At 72.3% G+C, this 16,843-nt stretch carries 15 protein-coding genes and 1 pseudogene; 10 read left to right on the top strand and 6 right to left on the bottom strand.

Annotated elements, in window-relative coordinates:
• Positions 1–104: 104 nt before the first annotated feature.
• From ACIRG6_RS00230 to ACIRG6_RS00220, 3 genes are all read left to right on the top strand, one after another.
• Complete coding sequence (locus ACIRG6_RS00230) at positions 105–965, top strand: helix-turn-helix domain-containing protein (protein ID WP_318218114.1); 861 nt, start codon at positions 105–107, stop codon at positions 963–965.
• Positions 966–1,241: a DUF397 domain-containing protein gene (locus ACIRG6_RS00225; protein ID WP_161168324.1), complete on the top strand. Its 276-nt coding sequence runs from the start codon at positions 966–968 to the stop codon at positions 1,239–1,241.
• A gap of 91 nt (positions 1,242–1,332) precedes the next feature.
• Positions 1,333–2,136, top strand: coding sequence for an SAM-dependent methyltransferase (locus ACIRG6_RS00220; RefSeq protein ID WP_364677934.1), 804 nt, complete (start codon positions 1,333–1,335; stop codon positions 2,134–2,136).
• 60 nt (positions 2,137–2,196) lie between these two features.
• On the opposite strand, the gene ACIRG6_RS00215 is transcribed toward ACIRG6_RS00220, so the two are convergent.
• Positions 2,197–3,687 carry a glutamate synthase subunit beta gene (locus ACIRG6_RS00215; protein ID WP_350721691.1) on the bottom strand — a complete coding sequence of 497 codons (1,491 nt, stop codon included), beginning with the start codon at positions 3,685–3,687 and terminating at the stop codon, positions 2,197–2,199.
• A gap of 182 nt (positions 3,688–3,869) precedes the next feature.
• The gene (locus ACIRG6_RS00210; protein ID WP_318218111.1) at positions 3,870–4,349 is read right to left on the bottom strand and encodes an anthrone oxygenase family protein; all 480 of its coding nucleotides are present in this window, start codon (positions 4,347–4,349) and stop codon (positions 3,870–3,872) included.
• 175 nt (positions 4,350–4,524) lie between these two features.
• On the opposite strand from ACIRG6_RS00210, the gene ACIRG6_RS00205 reads away from it, so the two are divergent.
• Both ACIRG6_RS00205 and ACIRG6_RS00200 read left to right on the top strand, forming a co-directional pair.
• The gene (locus ACIRG6_RS00205; RefSeq protein ID WP_364677937.1) at positions 4,525–5,157 is read left to right on the top strand and encodes a nucleoside/nucleotide kinase family protein; all 633 of its coding nucleotides are present in this window, start codon (positions 4,525–4,527) and stop codon (positions 5,155–5,157) included.
• 39 nt (positions 5,158–5,196) lie between these two features.
• Positions 5,197–5,726 (top strand): annotated as a pseudogene (locus ACIRG6_RS00200) (SAM-dependent methyltransferase); the annotation flags it as partial.
• 132 nt (positions 5,727–5,858) lie between these two features.
• Here ACIRG6_RS00200 and ACIRG6_RS00195 read toward each other — a convergent pair.
• The 4 genes from ACIRG6_RS00195 to ACIRG6_RS00180 form a co-directional block, all read right to left on the bottom strand.
• A complete protein-coding gene (locus ACIRG6_RS00195) occupies positions 5,859–6,782 on the bottom strand; it encodes a carbohydrate kinase family protein (RefSeq protein WP_403320045.1) in 924 nt (307 codons plus the stop codon).
• The gene (locus ACIRG6_RS00190) at positions 6,779–7,687 is read right to left on the bottom strand and encodes a pseudouridine-5'-phosphate glycosidase (RefSeq protein ID WP_403320044.1); all 909 of its coding nucleotides are present in this window, start codon (positions 7,685–7,687) and stop codon (positions 6,779–6,781) included. Before ACIRG6_RS00190 ends, ACIRG6_RS00195 begins: the two co-directional genes overlap by 4 nt.
• Before the next feature lie 85 nt (positions 7,688–7,772).
• Positions 7,773–8,327 (bottom strand): methylated-DNA--[protein]-cysteine S-methyltransferase, encoded by a 555-nt coding sequence (locus ACIRG6_RS00185; RefSeq protein WP_403320043.1) that lies wholly within the window; start codon positions 8,325–8,327, stop codon positions 7,773–7,775.
• 77 nt (positions 8,328–8,404) lie between these two features.
• Positions 8,405–9,295: a glycerophosphodiester phosphodiesterase gene (locus tag ACIRG6_RS00180; protein ID WP_403320042.1), complete on the bottom strand. Its 891-nt coding sequence runs from the start codon at positions 9,293–9,295 to the stop codon at positions 8,405–8,407.
• Between the two features lie 278 nt (positions 9,296–9,573).
• On the opposite strand from ACIRG6_RS00180, the gene ACIRG6_RS00175 reads away from it, so the two are divergent.
• From ACIRG6_RS00175 to ACIRG6_RS00155, 5 genes are all read left to right on the top strand, one after another.
• A complete protein-coding gene (locus tag ACIRG6_RS00175) occupies positions 9,574–10,452 on the top strand; it encodes an MHYT domain-containing protein (protein WP_364677945.1) in 879 nt (292 codons plus the stop codon).
• 40 nt (positions 10,453–10,492) lie between these two features.
• Positions 10,493–12,631 carry an excinuclease ABC subunit UvrB gene (uvrB, locus tag ACIRG6_RS00170; RefSeq protein ID WP_364817833.1) on the top strand — a complete coding sequence of 713 codons (2,139 nt, stop codon included), beginning with the start codon at positions 10,493–10,495 and terminating at the stop codon, positions 12,629–12,631.
• Positions 12,632–12,773: 142 nt separating this feature from the next.
• Positions 12,774–13,352, top strand: coding sequence for a TerD family protein (locus ACIRG6_RS00165; RefSeq protein WP_225635961.1), 579 nt, complete (start codon positions 12,774–12,776; stop codon positions 13,350–13,352).
• Positions 13,353–13,446: 94 nt separating this feature from the next.
• Positions 13,447–15,402 (top strand): TerD family protein, encoded by a 1,956-nt coding sequence (locus ACIRG6_RS00160; RefSeq protein WP_403320040.1) that lies wholly within the window; start codon positions 13,447–13,449, stop codon positions 15,400–15,402.
• 285 nt (positions 15,403–15,687) lie between these two features.
• Positions 15,688–16,677: a TerC/Alx family metal homeostasis membrane protein gene (locus ACIRG6_RS00155; protein ID WP_364817837.1), complete on the top strand. Its 990-nt coding sequence runs from the start codon at positions 15,688–15,690 to the stop codon at positions 16,675–16,677.
• Positions 16,678–16,843: the final 166 nt, after the last annotated feature.

Below are 16,843 nucleotides of genomic sequence, written 5' to 3'. Positions count from 1 at the left end.
GCTGTCCGCGCGCATCGCGGCCGGCTCGTCGATGATCACGGGGTCGCCGGTTCGGGGATCACCGGATCACCGGACGGTTCAGGACTCTTCGTGGAGGTGGGGCGGTGAGCGAGCCGCGGTCCGCGCCGACGGTCGGCCAGGTCGTCCTCGGCCGTCGCCTGCTCGACCTGCGTGAACGCGCGGGGCTCAAGCGTGAGGAAGCCGCCCGTATCCTGCGCGTGGCCCCCGCGACGGTCCGCCGCATGGAGATGGCCGAGGTCGCCCTCAAGATCCCGTACCTCCAGCTGCTGCTGAAGGCCTACGGCATCGGGGACGAGGAGGCCGAGGTCTTCGTCCAGCTGGCCGAGGACGCGAACAAACCCGGGTGGTGGCAGCGCTTCCACGACATCCTTCCGGGCTGGTTCTCCATGTACGTCAGCCTGGAGGGCGCGGCCGCGCTGATCCGTTCCTACGAGCCCCACTTCGTCCCCGGGCTGCTGCAGACCGAGGACTACGCGCGCGGGGTGCTGCGCTCGGGCGCCATCGGCCAGACCCGGCCGGACGACATCGAGCGCCATGTCGCCCTGCGCATGCAACGCCAGGACCTGCTCACCCGTGAGGACGCGCCCCGGCTGTGGGTCGTCATGGACGAGACCGCGCTGCGCCGCCCGGTCGGCGGCCCGGAGGTGATGCGTGCCCAGATCGACAGGCTGCTCGACGCCACGAAGCTGCCCAACGTGACGCTGCAGATCGCCCCGTTCGCGAACGGGCCGCACCCCGGCACGTACGGGCCCTTCGTGCTGTTCCGATTCGCCGTGCCGGAACTTCCCGACATGGTCTACAGCGAGTACCTGACCGGCGCCGTCTACCTCGACGCGCGCGCCGAGGTGGCGACCCACCTCGAGGTCATGGACCGCATGGCGGCCCAGGCCGCCACGGCACATCGCACGAAGGAGATCCTCCGGGATCTCCGCAAGGAGCTGTGAATGAACCGCATCAAGTCCCAGCCATCGCCACGCGGCCGCGCCGAGCGGATCTACAACGGCATGCCCGCCCGCGAACTGGGCAGCGAGGGCTGGCACAAACCGTGGAGCGGCGGCAACGGCGGCAACTGCCTGGAGGCGATGAAGCTCGCCGACGGCCGCATCGCCGTACGGCAGTCCACCGATCCCGACGGACCGGCGCTGATCTACACCTCCGCCGAGATGACGGCCTTCATCGAGGGAGCGAAGGCGGGAGAGGCGGACTTCCTGCTGTCCTGAAACCCGCACCGTTGTTGATGCATGTTCTTAAGCTGTTTGGCATTGAGTCGATCACCGATTGCTGCGAAAACTTCACACCTTGGAGCGCGCCATGACCGGGCAGCACCATGCCGGCATCGACACGAGCAGGCCGCACCCCGCGCGGATGTACGACTGGTATCTCGGCGGCAAGGACAACTACCCGGTCGATGAGGAGATGGGCCGGCAGATGCTCGCTCTCGACCCGAGGGTGCCGGTGATGGCGCGGGTCAACCGCGCCTTCATGCACCGCGCCACGCGCTGGCTGGCCGGCCACGGCGTCCGGCAGTTCCTGGACGTCGGCACCGGCATCCCCACCGAGCCCAACCTCCACCGGGTCGCGCAGGAGATCGCGCCCGACTCCCGCGTCGTCTACTGCGACAACGACCCGATCGTGCTGGCCCACGCGGCGGCTCTGCTGCGCGGCACACCCGAGGGCACGACCGAGTACCTCCAGGCCGACGTTCGGGACCCCGACGCCGTCCTCGACGGCGCCAGGAAGGTCCTGGACTTCGACCGGCCCGTGGCGCTGTCGCTGGTCGCGCTGCTGCACTTCGTCTCCGACGAGGACGGCGCGCACGACCTGGTCGGGCGGTTGCTGTCCGCGCTGCCCTCCGGCAGCCATCTGGTGATGACCCACGCGACGGCCGACTTCACGCCCGAGGAGTCGCGGGCGGCCACCGAGAAGCTCAGGGCCGCCGGCGTCACCCTGGCCCTGCGCTCACGCGAGGAGTTCACCCGCTTCTTCGAGGGCCTCGACCTGGTCGAACCGGGCATCGAGGTGCCCCACCTGTGGCACCCGGAGCTGGGCGAGCCGGTCGCCGGGCAGGACGACGGGGTCATCCCCGGATACGGGGCGGTGGCCCGAAAGCCGTGACCGACAGGCGCGGCCTGCCGGGGGCGCAGGGCCGATCACCGGGCGGGCGGTTCGGACGGTTCAGGCCGTCATCGGACGGTCGTACGGGCCGATCGGTGCCGGCAGTCGCGTGCTGCCGCCGGACAGGTGGCGGTCGACGGCGGCCGCCACCGACCGCCCCTCGGCGATCGCCCACACGATGAGCGACTGCCCGCGGGCGGCGTCCCCCGCGGCGAACACCCCGGGGACATTGGTGGCGAAGTCCCGGTCGCGGGCGATCGTGCCCCGGGGGTCCAGCGCCAGCCCCAGCCCGTCGACGAGCCCGTCCGTCCGGTCGGGGCCGGAGAACCCGAGGGCGAGCAGCACCAGGTCGGCGGGGAGCGCCCGCTCGGTCCCGGGCAGCGGCCGGCGGCCGGCGTCCACCCCGACCAGATGCAGCGAGCGCACGTGCCCCTCCGCGTCGCCGGTGAGGCGGAGCGTGGACGCCGCGAACAGCCGCGCGTCCGCGTCGGCCGCCGGCGCCGACCGCAGATGACGTGCCTCCTCGTGCGCGACCGACAGCCGGTAGAGCCTCGGATACGTCGGCCAGGGCTCGGCTTCCTCGTCACGTGCCGTGCCCGGCTGGGCGTAGATGTCGAGCTGGGTCACGGACGCGGCCCCGTCGCGCACCGCCGTGCCGAGGCAGTCGGCGCCGGTGTCACCGCCGCCGACGATGACGACGTGCTTGCCGGCGGCGGACAGCGGGGAGGCCGCCAGGTCCCCCTCGCACACCCGGTTGGCCAGCGGCAGGTACTCCATCGCCTGGTGCACCCCGGCCAGCTCCCGGCCCGGCACGGGCAGTTCGCGCCAGACGGTCGCCCCGGTGGCGATCACGAGCGCGTCGTAGCGGACCCGCAGCTGCGCCGCGTCGGCGTCCCGCCCGACCGCCGTCGACGTACGGAACTTCGTCCCCTCGGCCCGCATCTGCTCGATACGGCGCTCCAGATGCCGCTTCTCCATCTTGAACGCGGGGATGCCGTACCGCATGAGCCCGCCGATCCGGTCGTCCCGCTCGTACACGGCGACCGTGTGCCCGGCCCGGGTCAGCTGCTGGGCGGCCGCGAGCCCGGCGGGCCCCGACCCGATCACCGCCACGGTCCGCCCCGACAGCCGGTCCGGCGGACGCGGGGAGGTGAACCCCTCCTCCCAGGCCCTGTCGGCGATGGCGCACTCGACGTTCTTGATGGTGACCGCCGGCTGGTTGATGGCGAGCACGCACCCCGTCTCGCACGGCGCCGGGCACAACCGGCCCGTGAACTCGGGGAAGTTGTTCGTGGCGTGCAGCCGGTCGCTCGCCGCCCGCCAGTCCTCGCGGGCGACCAGCTCGTTCCACTCCGGGATCAGGTTGCCGAGCGGACAGGCGTCGTGGCAGAAGGGCACACCGCAGTCCATGCACCGGTCGGCCTGCGGACCGATCAGGGGAAGCAGCGCGCCCGGAACGTACACCTCGTTCCAGTCCCGCACCCGTTCCCCGGCGGGCCTGCGGGGCCAGTCCTCGCGGGGCGTGGTCATGAATCCCTTGGGGTCGGCCATGGCCGTCTTCCTTGCGTGCGGGCTGGCAGGCCGGGCGTCGCCGTGCGACGCTCTCCCGGTCACGATACGTCCGGCCGCAGCCGCCCGCAGAGCGCCGGACCGCGCCGTGCCACCGGCTCTCCCGGCAACCCGCCCGACCGTCTTCGCTCAGGACCGCCGCAGCTCCGGCGCGGCGCCGGCGCTCAGGCGAGGGCCAGCACGTACGCCACCGCCGCCGCGGCCGAGGCACCCGTGCGGACGTGGTTCCACGCCGTCCACTCGCGCACGTACGCGGGCCAGCGGCCGGCCGCCTCCGCCGAGCCCGGCTCCAGGCCGAGCAGCGCCGTGTTGCGCGGCACGTTCGCCGCCGCCGTGACCCCGAACGACCCGAACAGATACAGCGCGCTGCCCAGCAGCAGCTCCACCGCGCCCTCGTCCGGCCACAGCACGAACGTCACCACCGCGATCACCGCGGAGACCACCGTCGTCCCGAGGAACACCAGCATGAACGCCGGGCGCACCGCGGCCGTGTTGATCGCGTTCATCGCCGCGACGCCCTGCGCGGGCGGCAGCGCGGCGAGACCCCGCATGACGAACGTCGAGAACGCGCAGAACACCCCCGCCGCCAGGCCGGTCCCGAGCACGCCCAGCACCGCCAGCACGAAGTACGGCCCATCGATCATGTCGCGTCCACTCCCACCCGTCGGGCAGGTGCCCCTCCGGCACCGCCTGCCATCGATCACCCCCAGTCAACTCCAGCACGGGGGCGGTGACCATGGCCGAGCCGCGCGGAACCGGACGCGGGCGTCCGGACGGGCCCCCACGCGTGCGGGACGGGCGACGGCGCATCATGGGCACGTGCGACTGGAAGCGATCACCTGGGACCGGCTCGGCGACCGGCTCGCCGAGCGCCTGCTCGACCTCGCGCCGGCCGACGGCAGCCCCTGGCCGCGCGTCGCCTTCGACGGTGCGCCCGCCGCCCGCCCCGGCGACCTCGCCGAACGGGTCGGCGAGGCACTGCGCCTGCGCGGACGCCCCTCCCTCGTCGTCGGGACGGAGGGCTTCCTGCGCCCCGCCTCCCTCCGCCTGGAGTACGGACGTCAGGACGTCGAGGCCTACTACAACGGCTGGCACGACACCGGCGCCCTGTGGCGTGAGGTCTTCGACCCCCTCGGTCCCGGTGGCGACGGACGGGTGCTGCCCGACCTGTGGGACCCGGTGACCGACCGGGCCACCCGCAGCCCGTACGTCCACCTCCCGGCGGGCGGCGTACTGCTGTTGCACGGGCCCTTTCTGCTGCGCCACTGGTTCCCCCTCGATCTCAGCGTCCATCTCGTCCTCACCCCCGGTGCCCTGCGCCGCCGCACCCCCGAGACCGAGCACTGGACCCTCCCGGCCTTCGACCGCTACGCCGAGGAGGCCGACCCCGCCGGCACCGCCGACGTCCTGGTGCGCGCCGACGACCCACGCCACCCGGCGTGGAACGGCTGACCGGACGCCTCCCGCGGCGCCCGCCACGCAGGGGCTTGGTCAGAGCCGGCCGTTGCGCCGGAACCCCCGGTACAGCACCACGCACGCGACGGATCTGACGCCCAGCACCTCGTCCGCGTCCATGTCCCGGACCGGGAACGGGCGTTGCGGTCCATGGCCGAGGCCCTGCGGCCGGGCGGCCGGCCGCTCTCGAGGACGCCGATCCCGCGCCGCAGCCCCTGCTGTGCCCCGATGAGCGCGGTCCCGAGCAGCAGTCGGCGAACCGGCCGCGGCACGGTTTCCGCGAACTGCTCGTCCGCCGCGGTGCCGACCTGTCCTACGGACGCAGGCTCCCGCGCCTGTTGTGGGAGAGCGGTCTGCGCCACGTGGGGGCCGACGCCTGCCTCCCGGTCACCTCACCCGCGTGCTCCGCGCTCGAGTCCGCGACGGTCCGGCAGATCCGCGATCAGCTGGTCTCCGCCGGCGTGGCCACGGACGGGGACATCGACCGGCACCTCGCCCACGTCGCGTCCGGCTGCATGGACCTGGCGACGGCCCCGATGATCTCCGCGTGGGGGCGCCAGGCGTAGCGGCGGGCGTTCCCGATGCCTCCCGTCGGCCGGGTGCGCCGCATGCGCCCCGGGCCGCTCGGACGGACGGCACGTCGCGGCGCGCACGACGGCGTGTCCGGCGCGGTGCGCCTGTCCCGGCGGGCCCGCCGATCAGCCGTCATCCCCGGTTCGCGGGGGCCTCCCGCCCAGCCGCTCGACCGCCACGGCTCCCGCCCGGCATCCCTCCGTCGCAGCGTCCTCGGGCGTCGCACCCGCGACCAGCGCGGCGAGGAACGCACCCGTGAAGGCGTCACCGGCGCCCGTACTGTCCCGTGGAGACGCCGGGACGGCGGGGACACGCGCGCACACGGCGCCGGACCGGGCCACCAGGGCCCCCTCGGCGCCCTGCTTGGCGATCACCAGCGGAACGTGCCGGCTCAGCTTGGCCGCGGCGTCCGCGCCGTCGGGCAGCCCGGTGAGCAGACATGCCTCGTCGCGGCTGGGCAGCAGGACGTCGACTCCCTCGATCAGGCCCAGGACACGGTCGACGCCCAGGTCCGTCAGGAAGCCCGCCGACGCCGGATCCAGGCTCACCGGTACTCCCCGCGCGTGTGCCGCGGCCAGCGCGACCTCCACCAGGGCGCGGCCCGGTTCCGAGAAGAGGAGATAGCCCGACAGGTGCAGCCGTGCGACCCCGTCGAGCAGTGCGTCCGACCAGTCACCGGGCTCCAGGCGCAGTGACGCCCCACTGTCCGTCAGGAACGTCCGTTCGGCCGAGGCGCCCGTATCGACCAGGCAGATCACCGTCCCCGTGGGCGCCGACCCGTCGACCACCAGGAGGGGCCGTACCCCGTGCGCCAGCAGCTCCCGCTCGTGCCAGGCCGCCGCGTCCGCGCCGACCCGCCCCAGCATCCGTACGTCCCCGCACCCCGCGTACGCGGCCCAGCAGGCCACGTTGGCCCCCGCCCCGCCGGGCAGCCGCCGGATCGAGGCGGCCGTGTCCGTGCCGGTGGCCAGCGGCCCCCGGTGCCGGGCGACGACATCCGTGACGACGTCCCCGACGACCAGCAGCGCGCCGCCCGGTCCGGTGGTCACGCCCCGGCCCACGCCGCCGCGACCCGTGCCGCCAGCCGCACGTTGCCGCGCACCGCCGCCAGATTGGCGCTCAGCGACGCGCCGTCGGTGTGCCGAACCAGGTAGTCCAGCAGGAACGGGGTGACCGCCTGGCCCGTGACCCCCTCCGCCTCGCACGCGTGCAGCGCGTCGGCGAGCACGCGTGCGTGCAGCGCGGGATCGAGCTGCTCCTCCCGGGGGACGGGGTTGGCGACGACGAGCGCGGACTCCGGTCCGCCGAGCGTGTCCTGCGCGCGCATCACCGCCGCCACCTGCTCCGGGGTGTGCAGCGTCCAGTCCACCGGATGCCCCGAGTCGGACAGGTAGAAGCCGGGGAAGCGGTCCGTGCCGTACCCGGCCACCGCGACGCCCAGCGTCTCCAGCCGCTGCAGGGTCGCCGGCACGTCGAGGATGGACTTCACGCCCGCGCACACCACCGTGATCCGGGTGCGCGCCAGCAGACCGAGGTCGGCCGACTCGTCCTGTGTCACGGTCCACTGCCGGTGCACGCCGCCGAGTCCGCCGGTCGCGAAGACGCGCACCCCCGCCCGGGCGGCCAGCAGAGCGGTCGCCGACACGGTGGTCGCCCCGCTCGCCCCGGTGGCCAGGGCGAGCGGCAGATCGCGGTGGCCCAGTTTGCGGATGCCTTCCTCGTTCGCGACCCGCTCCAGCTGTTCCTTGTCCAGGCCGACGTGCGGTCGCCCCTCGAGCACGGCGATCGTCGCCGGTACGCCGCCCTCCTGCCGCACGGCCTCCTCCAGCTCCCGTGCCACCAGCAGATTCCGCGGGCGCGGCAGCCCGTGCGCGATGATCGTGGACTCCAGGGCCACCACGGGGCGATGCGCGTCGATCGCCTCCCGTACCTCTTCCGACACCACCAGCATCACGCGCCTGCCTCCCTAGTCCGTCGGTCCTCCCTCATCCCTGGCGGTCGGGAGACCCGGTCAAACCACTGGAGCACTCAGGCTCGGGTCAGAACAGCGGCTCGGGCAGCACACCCTCCAGCGCGAGCAGCCGCCGCTTGGTCTCCAGGCCGCCGCCGAACCCGCCGATGCCGCCGTCGCTCTCCACGACCCGGTGACACGGCACGACGACCGGCAGCGGGTTGGCCCCCATCGCCGTGCCCACCGCCTGGGCGGCCCCGGGCTGGCCCACCCGCCCGGCCAGATCGCCGTAGCCGACGACCGAGCCGCAGGGCACGCCGGACGCCAGCTCCCGCAGCACCTGCCGGTTGAAGCCCGATATCAGCGACCAGTCCAGCGGCAAGTCGAAGTCGTGCCGCTCGCCCGCGAAGTACGCCTCCACCTGCCGTACCGCCTCGGCCAGCAGCGGCGAGCCGGGCGCCTCGACGGGCCGGGTGCCCAGCCGGGACGCGAGCCGTTCCAGTGCCCGGTCGCGCACGGCGTCCGTGGCGTGGAACACGACGTTGACCAGACCGTCGCCCGTCGCGGCCAGCAGCAGCGGGCCGATGCCGGTGCCGACCACGGCCCACACCACCTGCTGCTCGTACTGCCCATGGCTGTCCATGCGCCCACCGTACGGCCCGCCACTGACAACGCCCGGGGCGGCGGACGCGGACGCCCGCCGCCCCGGGCGTCGTGGGATCACAGGCCGGAGGAGTCCGCCGCTCCGCCCACCGCGTCCCGGATGACGTCGGGCTTGTTGGTGATGACGCCGTCCACCTCGTACCCGGCGACCCGCCGGGCGGTGGCCGCGTCGTCGACCGTCCAGGTGAAGACCTCCATGGTCCTGCCGTGCGGTCCGGTGAAGGTGTGGACGGTGGCGACGTAGCTCAGGGAGATCGAGCCGTGGGAGGGGTTGATCTGGTCGGTGAACTTCGCGTACTCGGGCAGGTCCGCCACGGCCGGCGTGCCCAGGAACCCGGTCTTGACGGCAGGCTTGAGGTCGTGGACGGTCCGGATGCTGTCCGCGTCGAAGCTCTGCACGATCAGCCGGCCGGCCACGTGCCGCCGGTCGAGCCAGCCCTCGTTGGCGAGGACCTTGAGGGTCTGCTGCTCGATCCCCGGGTAGAGCCCCGGGCTCTTGAGTTCCAGCAGCAGCTTCTGGTGGTGGAGATCCACACGGTGCACGTACTGTTCCAGGGTCGGCACGCGCGCGCCCGCGTACTGGGCGCCGAACCAGCTCCCCGCGTCCAGACGGGCGATCTCGGCGGCGGTGAAGTCCTTCACCTTCCAGGGCGCGCGGTCGGGGAAGACCTCCTCGACGTCGGTGGTGCGCTGCAGGCTCTCGTCGTGCATGACGACGAGCTCGCCGTCCTTGGTGCGCTGAACATCGTTCTCCACCCAGCGGACGCCCAGCTCGGCCGCCTTGTCGACGGCGGCCAGCGTGTTCTCCGGCGCGTAGGCCGAGGCGCCCCGGTGGGCGACGACCGTCGGCGCGTCGCCACTGTCCAGGGTGTCTGCGTGGGAACCGGGAGCCATGAGGACGACCCCCACGAGCGCGGTGGTCAGGACGGCAACTGCGCGCGCGTGCATGCGTACTCCTCGCGTCGAGCATTCACGGACAGCACCACTGTGACAGCAGAGAGTCAACGAGAGATGGGTGCAGAATGGCCACAGGCTGAATGGAGCTGCTCATCTCCGCTCACCGGGGCCGCACAACTGGGGCAAGGCCGTGTTTCTTTGCCGGAGAATCGTTCGACCATTCCGGTGGGAGTCATACTCTCTGCCTCGGCCCTGACCGTTCGTACGGTCCTGGGAAGGGCGCACATCAGAGCATTCCGGGACGTACAAGGGCGGAAGGGCAGCCGCACATGCAAGGCACGGTCGACGGATTCAGCTACGGACTCGTCACACCGCTGGTGGCCTACCTCATGGCCTGCCTGGGCGGGGCCCTCGGCCTGCGCTGCACCACCAGGTCCATGCTGGTCACCCGGTCGTGGCGCCCCGCCTGGCTCGCCCTCGGCTCCGCGGCGATCGGCTCCGGGATATGGACCATGCACTTCGTCGCGATGATGGGGTTCACGATCGAGCACACGCCGATCCGCTACGACTGGGCGATGACGTTCGCGAGCCTGGCCGTCGCCATCGTCATGGTGGGCGTGGGGATCTTCATCGTCGGCTACCGGGGCGCGAGGGGAACGGCCCTGTTCACCGGGGGCACGATCACCGGCCTGGGTGTCGCCTCGATGCACTACCTGGGAATGGCCGGTATGCGGCTGGACGGGCAGCTTGAGTACAACACGGTCACCGTGGCCGTGTCCGTCGCCATAGCCATGGCCGCCGCCACCGCGGCCCTGTGGGCGGCCGGGCAGGTCCGGGGCTTCCTCTGGAGCCTGGGCGCGAGCCTCGTGATGGGCCTCGCCGTCACCGGCATGCACTACACCGGCATGGCCGCGCTCGACGTCCATCTGCACGGCACGTCCGAGCCCGCCTCGGGCGGCTCACCGGCCGAGCTGCTGGCCCCCATGCTGATCGGCCCCCTCGCCTTCCTCCTTCTCGCCGGCGTCGTGGTGATGTTCGACCCGCTGATGGTCATGGGGCGGCCGGCCGGAGTGCCCGTCGAGCGCAAGCCGGGCGTCCCCGCCCACGGCGAGTTCCCGCCGAGGGCTCACCGTCCGGCGCACCACCCCACGCACCCCACGCCCCGCCACCTCGCCCACCGGCGTCCCCGTACCCCGCAGAACCGCTGATCCGGACCGGTTGTCAGTGGGGGGTCGTACGGTTGATGCCATGCGGCCCGTTTCCCAGATCGAACGCACGGTGGCGCCCTTCGAGGTCGTCAGCCCCTACCAGCCCAGCGGCGACCAGCCCACGGCCATCGCCGACCTCGCCCGGCGCATCGAAGCAGGCGAGAAGGACGTCGTGCTGCTCGGCGCGACCGGCACCGGCAAGTCCGCCACCACCGCGTGGATGATCGAGAAGCTCCAGCGCCCCACCCTCGTGATGGCGCCGAACAAGACCCTGGCCGCCCAGCTGGCGAACGAGTTCCGGGAGCTGCTGCCGAACAACGCCGTCGAGTACTTCGTCTCGTACTACGACTACTACCAGCCCGAGGCCTACGTCCCGCAGTCGGACACCTACATCGAGAAGGACTCCTCGATCAACGAGGAGGTGGAGCGCCTGCGCCACTCGGCGACCAACTCGCTGCTCACCCGCCGCGACGTCGTCGTGGTCGCCTCCGTCTCCTGCATCTACGGTCTCGGCACCCCGCAGGAGTACGTCGACCGCATGGTCCCCCTCCGCGTCGGCGACGAGCACGACCGGGACGAGCTGCTGCGCCGCTTCGTGGACATCCAGTACACACGCAACGACATGGCCTTCGCCCGCGGCACCTTCCGCGTGCGCGGCGACACCATCGAGATCTTCCCGGTCTACGAGGAGCTCGCCGTCCGCATCGAGATGTTCGGCGACGAGATCGAGGCCCTCTCCACGCTCCACCCGGTCACCGGCGAGATCATCAGCGACGACCAGCAGCTCTACGTCTTCCCGGCCTCCCACTACGTCGCGGGCCCCGAGCGCCTGGAGCGTGCGGTCAACGACATCGAGAAGGAACTGGCCGAGCGCCTGACCGAGCTGGAGAAGCAGGGCAAGCTCCTGGAGGCCCAGCGTTTGCGGATGCGCACGACGTACGACCTCGAGATGCTCCGCCAGATCGGCAGCTGCTCCGGCATCGAGAACTACTCGATGCACTTCGACGGCCGCTCGCCCGGCTCCCCGCCCAACACCCTCCTGGACTACTTCCCGGACGACTTCCTGCTCGTCATCGACGAGTCGCACGTCACCGTGCCGCAGATCGGTGCCATGTACGAGGGCGACGCCTCCCGCAAGCGCACCCTGGTCGACCACGGTTTCCGGCTGCCCTCGGCGCTCGACAACCGCCCGCTGAAGTGGGAGGAGTTCCAGGAGCGCATCGGGCAGACCGTGTACCTGTCGGCGACCCCCGGCACCTACGAGCTCTCCCGCTCGGACGGCGCCGTCGAACAGATCATCCGCCCCACCGGCCTCGTCGACCCGGAGGTCGTCGTCAAGCCCACCGAGGGCCAGATCGACGACCTGGTGCACGAGATCCGCAAGCGGACCGAGAAGGACGAGCGCGTCCTCGTCACCACGCTCACCAAGAAGATGGCCGAGGACCTCACCGACTACTTCCTGGAGCTCGGCATCCAGGTCCGCTACCTGCACAGCGACGTCGACACGCTGCGCCGCGTGGAACTGCTGCGCGAGCTGCGCGCCGGCGAGTACGACGTCCTGGTCGGCATCAACCTCCTGCGCGAGGGCCTCGACCTGCCCGAGGTCTCCCTGGTGGCCATCCTCGACGCCGACAAGGAGGGCTTCCTGCGCTCCGGCACCTCCCTGATCCAGACCATCGGCCGCGCGGCGCGCAATGTCTCCGGCCAGGTCCACATGTACGCCGACAAGATCACCCCGGCGATGGAGAAGGCCATCGACGAGACCAACCGCCGCCGGGAGAAGCAGGTCGCCTACAACACGGCGAACGGCATCGATCCGCAGCCCCTCCGCAAGAAGATCAACGACATCGTCGCGCAGATCGCCCGCGAGGACGTCGACACCGAGCAGCTCCTCGGCTCGGGCTACCGCCGGACGAAGGACGGCAACGGTGCCAAGGCCCCCGTGCCCGCCCTCGCCGGCAAGGCGGCGGCCGGCGCCAAGGCGGCCAAGGGCAGGAAGACGGAGACGGCGCCCACCGACCGCCCCGCGGCGGAGCTCGCCGAGCAGATCGAGGACCTCACCACCCGCATGCGGGCCGCCGCCGCGGACCTCCAGTTCGAGATCGCCGCCCGACTGCGCGACGAGGTCTCCGAGATGAAGAAGGAACTGCGCCAGATGAAGGAGGCCGGCCTGGCCTGACGGCCCGTCCGGCACGCGGTGTGTTGCAAGACCGACACAAAGTGCGGACCTGGGTAGGGCACCGTCGGTGGCTCTGCGTAGGGTTCTGGTCAACCGCGGGCGCCGCGGCAACAGGGGACAGTTCGTAGAGGGGAATCAGCGCGTGACCGTCAACATGACCAAGGGTCAGGCCATCAGTCTGCAGAAGAACGACGGCGGCAGCCTGACGTCGGTGCGCATGGGTCTCGGCTGGCAGGCGGCTCCCCGGCGCGGCCTGTTCGGCTCGCGCACCCGGGAGATCGACCTCGACGCCTCCGCCGTCCTGTTCGCGGACAAGCAGCCGGTCGACGTCGTCTTCTTCCGCCACCTGGTGAGCGACGACGGCTCGGTGCGCCACACCGGTGACAACCTGGTCGGCGGTGTCGGCCAGGGCGGCGACGACGAGGCGATCCTCGTCGACCTGCAGCGGGTCCCGGTCCACATCGACCAGATCGTCTTCACCGTGAACTCCTTCACGGGCCAGACGTTCCAGGAGGTGCAGAACGCGTTCTGCCGCCTGGTGGACGAGACCAACGGCCAGGAGCTCGCCCGCTACACGCTGGCCGGCGGCGGCGCCTTCACGGCCCAGATCATGGCCAAGGTCCACCGGGTGGGACAGGGCTGGTCGATGACCGCCCTCGGCTCCCCGGCCAACGGCCGTACCTTCCAGGACCTGATGCCGGCGATCCTGCCGGTCCTGTAGGGCAGGACACCGGCCCGGCCCGTTCCGCCAGGGGACGGGCGGGCGGTTCGGCACACATCACGAGTGGCGCACGGGTGACACAGGGGGAAAGACGATGACGGCCGAGCTGGTGCGGGGGCAGAACCACCCGCTTCCCCAGGCCCGTCTGGAGATCCGGGTCTCGGCCGGCACGCCGGTGGTGGCCGCGGCCACGCTCGGCGACGAGAACGGGACGGTCCACGGGGCCGAGTGGGTGGCCCACCCGGGCACGCCCGCGCTGCCCGGACTGGAGGTCTCCCGGCAGGCAGCCGCCGACCACCGGCTCGCGGTGGACCTGGACGCCGTTCCGGACGCCGTGCACCGGGTCAGCGTGCTGCTCGCCCTGGCCGCGGCCGACGCGGCGGGCCCGTTCCGCTTCGGCGCCGTCGCCGCTCCCTTCGTCGCCGTCACCGGCCTCGACGGCACCGAGATCGCCAGTTACACGATCACCGGCCTGGAGGCCGAGTCGGCCGTCGTCGCGCTGGAGCTCTACCGCCGGCAGGGCGCCTGGAAGGTGCGGGCCGTCGGCCAGGGCTACGCGGGCGGTCTCGCCGAACTCCTCGCCGACCAGGGCCTGCCGCAGGCCCACCGGCTCGCCGGCACGGTCCAGGAGGCGGTGGCCGGCGGCCTGGCCCGCTCGGTGCCGGCGCCCTCGCCGCATGCGGCGGACGGTGACCGTACCCGGCAGACCGCCGCCCCGGCGCTCGGCCCGGACCACGGAGCGGGCGCGCCCCAGGGCACGCCCGGCCCCGTACCGGCGGCGTCCCCGTACGACCCCCAGGGCGCCGGCGGCCCGCAGACGCCCGGCGGCCCGATCGACTACAGCCACCCGCGCCGGCAGCACGCGGCTCCGCCCGCGCCCGCGCCGACCGCGCCCCCGGCCGCACCCGGTCAGCCCGCACAGCCCGTCGCGGGCGACGCCACCGGCTGGTCGATGGACGAGCGGCTGTACAACCAGGTGTGGGGCATGTTCGAGGACCTGGCCCGCACCGCGGCCGCGTACCGCAGCGCCGTCGACTTCGCCGAGTCGCGCATGGAGAAGGAGATCGACCAGGCCCTGTCCGACCCGCGCAGCCGGATCGGCGGGCAGGGCGACGCCGCGCGCGAGGCCGCCCGCGCCCGGCACGCTCAGCTCGTGGCCCAGGCCAGGGAAGCCCTCGACCGGGACCTCGCCCAGCTCGCCGCGGAGTCGGCGGTCGTCGAGCCCGCCCTGCCGGCGGCCTACGCGCGCTGGGACAACCCCGTCTGGCACGCCTATCGCGTGCCCATGGAGATCCCCATGGCGGTGCGCCTGGGCGACCTCCGTCTGCCCGAGGCCGACCGCATACGCATACCGATGCTCGTCCGGCTGCCGCTGGAGCGCGGCCTGTGGATCGACAGCGGGCGTTGCGGCTCGCTCGACGGTTCGTTCGCCGACTCCCACGAGAGGGGACGCCTGGCGCTGGAGACGGCGGTCGCGCACGCGGCCCGGCTGCTCGCCGTCTACCCGGCGGGCGAGTTCACCGTCCACGTCATCGACCCGGCCGGAGCGGGGACGCCGGCCCTGGCGCCGCTGGTGCGGACCGGAGTGCTCGCCGCCCCGCCGGCCCTGGGCGCGGCGGGGACGGCCGACGTGCTCGCCCGGCTCACCCAGCGCGTCGACCTGGTGCAGATGGCGCTGCGCGGAGGCGCCGCCGACGCGCTGCCGCCCGGTCTCGACACGTCCCAGCAGCTCCTGATCGTCAACGACTTCCCGCACGGCTTCGACGACCGGGCGGTGAACCAGCTGCGCTACCTCGCGGACGAGGGCCCGGCCGTCGGTGTGCACCTGATGCTGGTCGCCGACCGCGAGGAGTCCGCGGCGTACGGACCACTGCTCGACCCGCTGTGGCGTTCGCTGCTGCGCCTGACCCCGGTGGCCGACGACCATCTGGCCGACCCTTGGGTCGGCCACGCGTGGACCTACGAGCCCTCGCTCGTGCCGCCCGGCAGCCAGGTGCTCCAGCAGGTGCTGACCATGGTCGCCGCGGCCCGTCACTCGTGGAACCGGTGAGCCGCAGCGCGCACCAAGTCCTTGTAAAGCCATGCTGACCTGGCGTTTTGGCTTCTCCTTTACCCTCCTCTTTACCGTTCCTTGGTGATTGGGGTACTGTTTTTCGTACGGAGGGGAGTACTCCCTGCCAACTGCGGCGTACCCGTCAATACGGATCAGGCCAGATCCCGGGGCGTCGGCCCGTGGGCTCCGGACGCGCTTCGCGCACCGGATGTCCGGGGTGGAAGAGACCTCCGGCAGCGACGACGCTGACATCTGCCGTGTGACGTACTGCCGGAGGCGTAAGTGGAAGTTTCCATGACCCTGTGGGTCCTGACCATCGTGGGCCTCGCCGCCCTCATCGCGGTCGATTTCTTCATCGGCCGCAAGCCGCACGACGTGTCGATCAAGGAAGCCGGGATCTGGACGGTCGTCTGGATCGCGCTGGCGGGTCTCTTCGGACTCGGGCTCCTCGTCTTCGGCGGTGGCCAGCCCGCCGGCGAGTTCTTCGCGGGCTTCATCACCGAGAAGTCCCTGAGCGTCGACAACCTCTTCGTCTTCGTCCTGATCATGGCGAAGTTCGCGGTGCCCTCGCAGTACCAGCAGCGAGTGCTCCTCGTCGGTGTTCTCATCGCCCTGGTCCTCAGGGCCATCTTCATCGCCGCCGGTGCCGCGATCCTCGCCAGCTTCTCGTGGGTGTTCTACCTCTTCGGTGCCTTCCTGATCTGGACCGCCTGGAAGCTCATCCAGGAGGCCCGGGCCGACGAGGAGGACGAGGAGTTCGAGGAGAACAAGCTGCTCAAGGCCGCCGAGCGCCGGTTCGGTGTCGCCGACCGGTACCACGGCACCAAGCTGTGGATCGAGGAGAACGGCAAGCGCGTCATGACCCCGATGCTGGTCGTGATGCTCGCGATCGGCACCACCGACGTCCTCTTCGCGCTCGACTCCATCCCGGCGATCTTCGGCCTGACCCAGGACCCGTACATCGTGTTCACGGCCAACGCGTTCGCCCTGATGGGTCTGCGGCAGCTGTACTTCCTCATCGGCGGACTGCTGAGGAAGCTGGTCCACCTCTCGTACGGCCTGTCGATCATCCTGGGCTTCATCGGCGTGAAGCTGGTGCTGCACGCCCTGCACGAGTCCGGGGTCCACGTCCCCGAGATCAGCATTCCGGTCTCGCTCGGCGTGATCTGCTCGGTCCTGATCGTCACCACGATCACCAGCCTCCGGGCCTCCCGGAAGCAGGCGGAGGCGACGGCTGCCCAGGACGCGTCGAAGCACGACATAGACGCCTGACCCGTGTACGCCCGCCCGTCGGGCGCGCAGGCCACCACCGGGAGCGGGGGGGGGGGGCGCGCCCCCCCCCCCCCCCCGCGCGGGGGCCCGCGGCGGGGGGGGGGGCCCCGGCCCCCCGCCCCCCCCGGCCGCGGGTCCCCGCCCGGGGGCCGGGGGGGGCGGGGGC

The sequence above is a fragment of the Streptomyces flaveolus genome (assembly GCF_044765825.1).
GTDB classification, from domain to species: Bacteria; Actinomycetota; Actinomycetes; order Streptomycetales; family Streptomycetaceae; genus Streptomyces; species Streptomyces flaveolus.
This window is presented reverse-complemented; position numbering and strand designations above follow the sequence as displayed.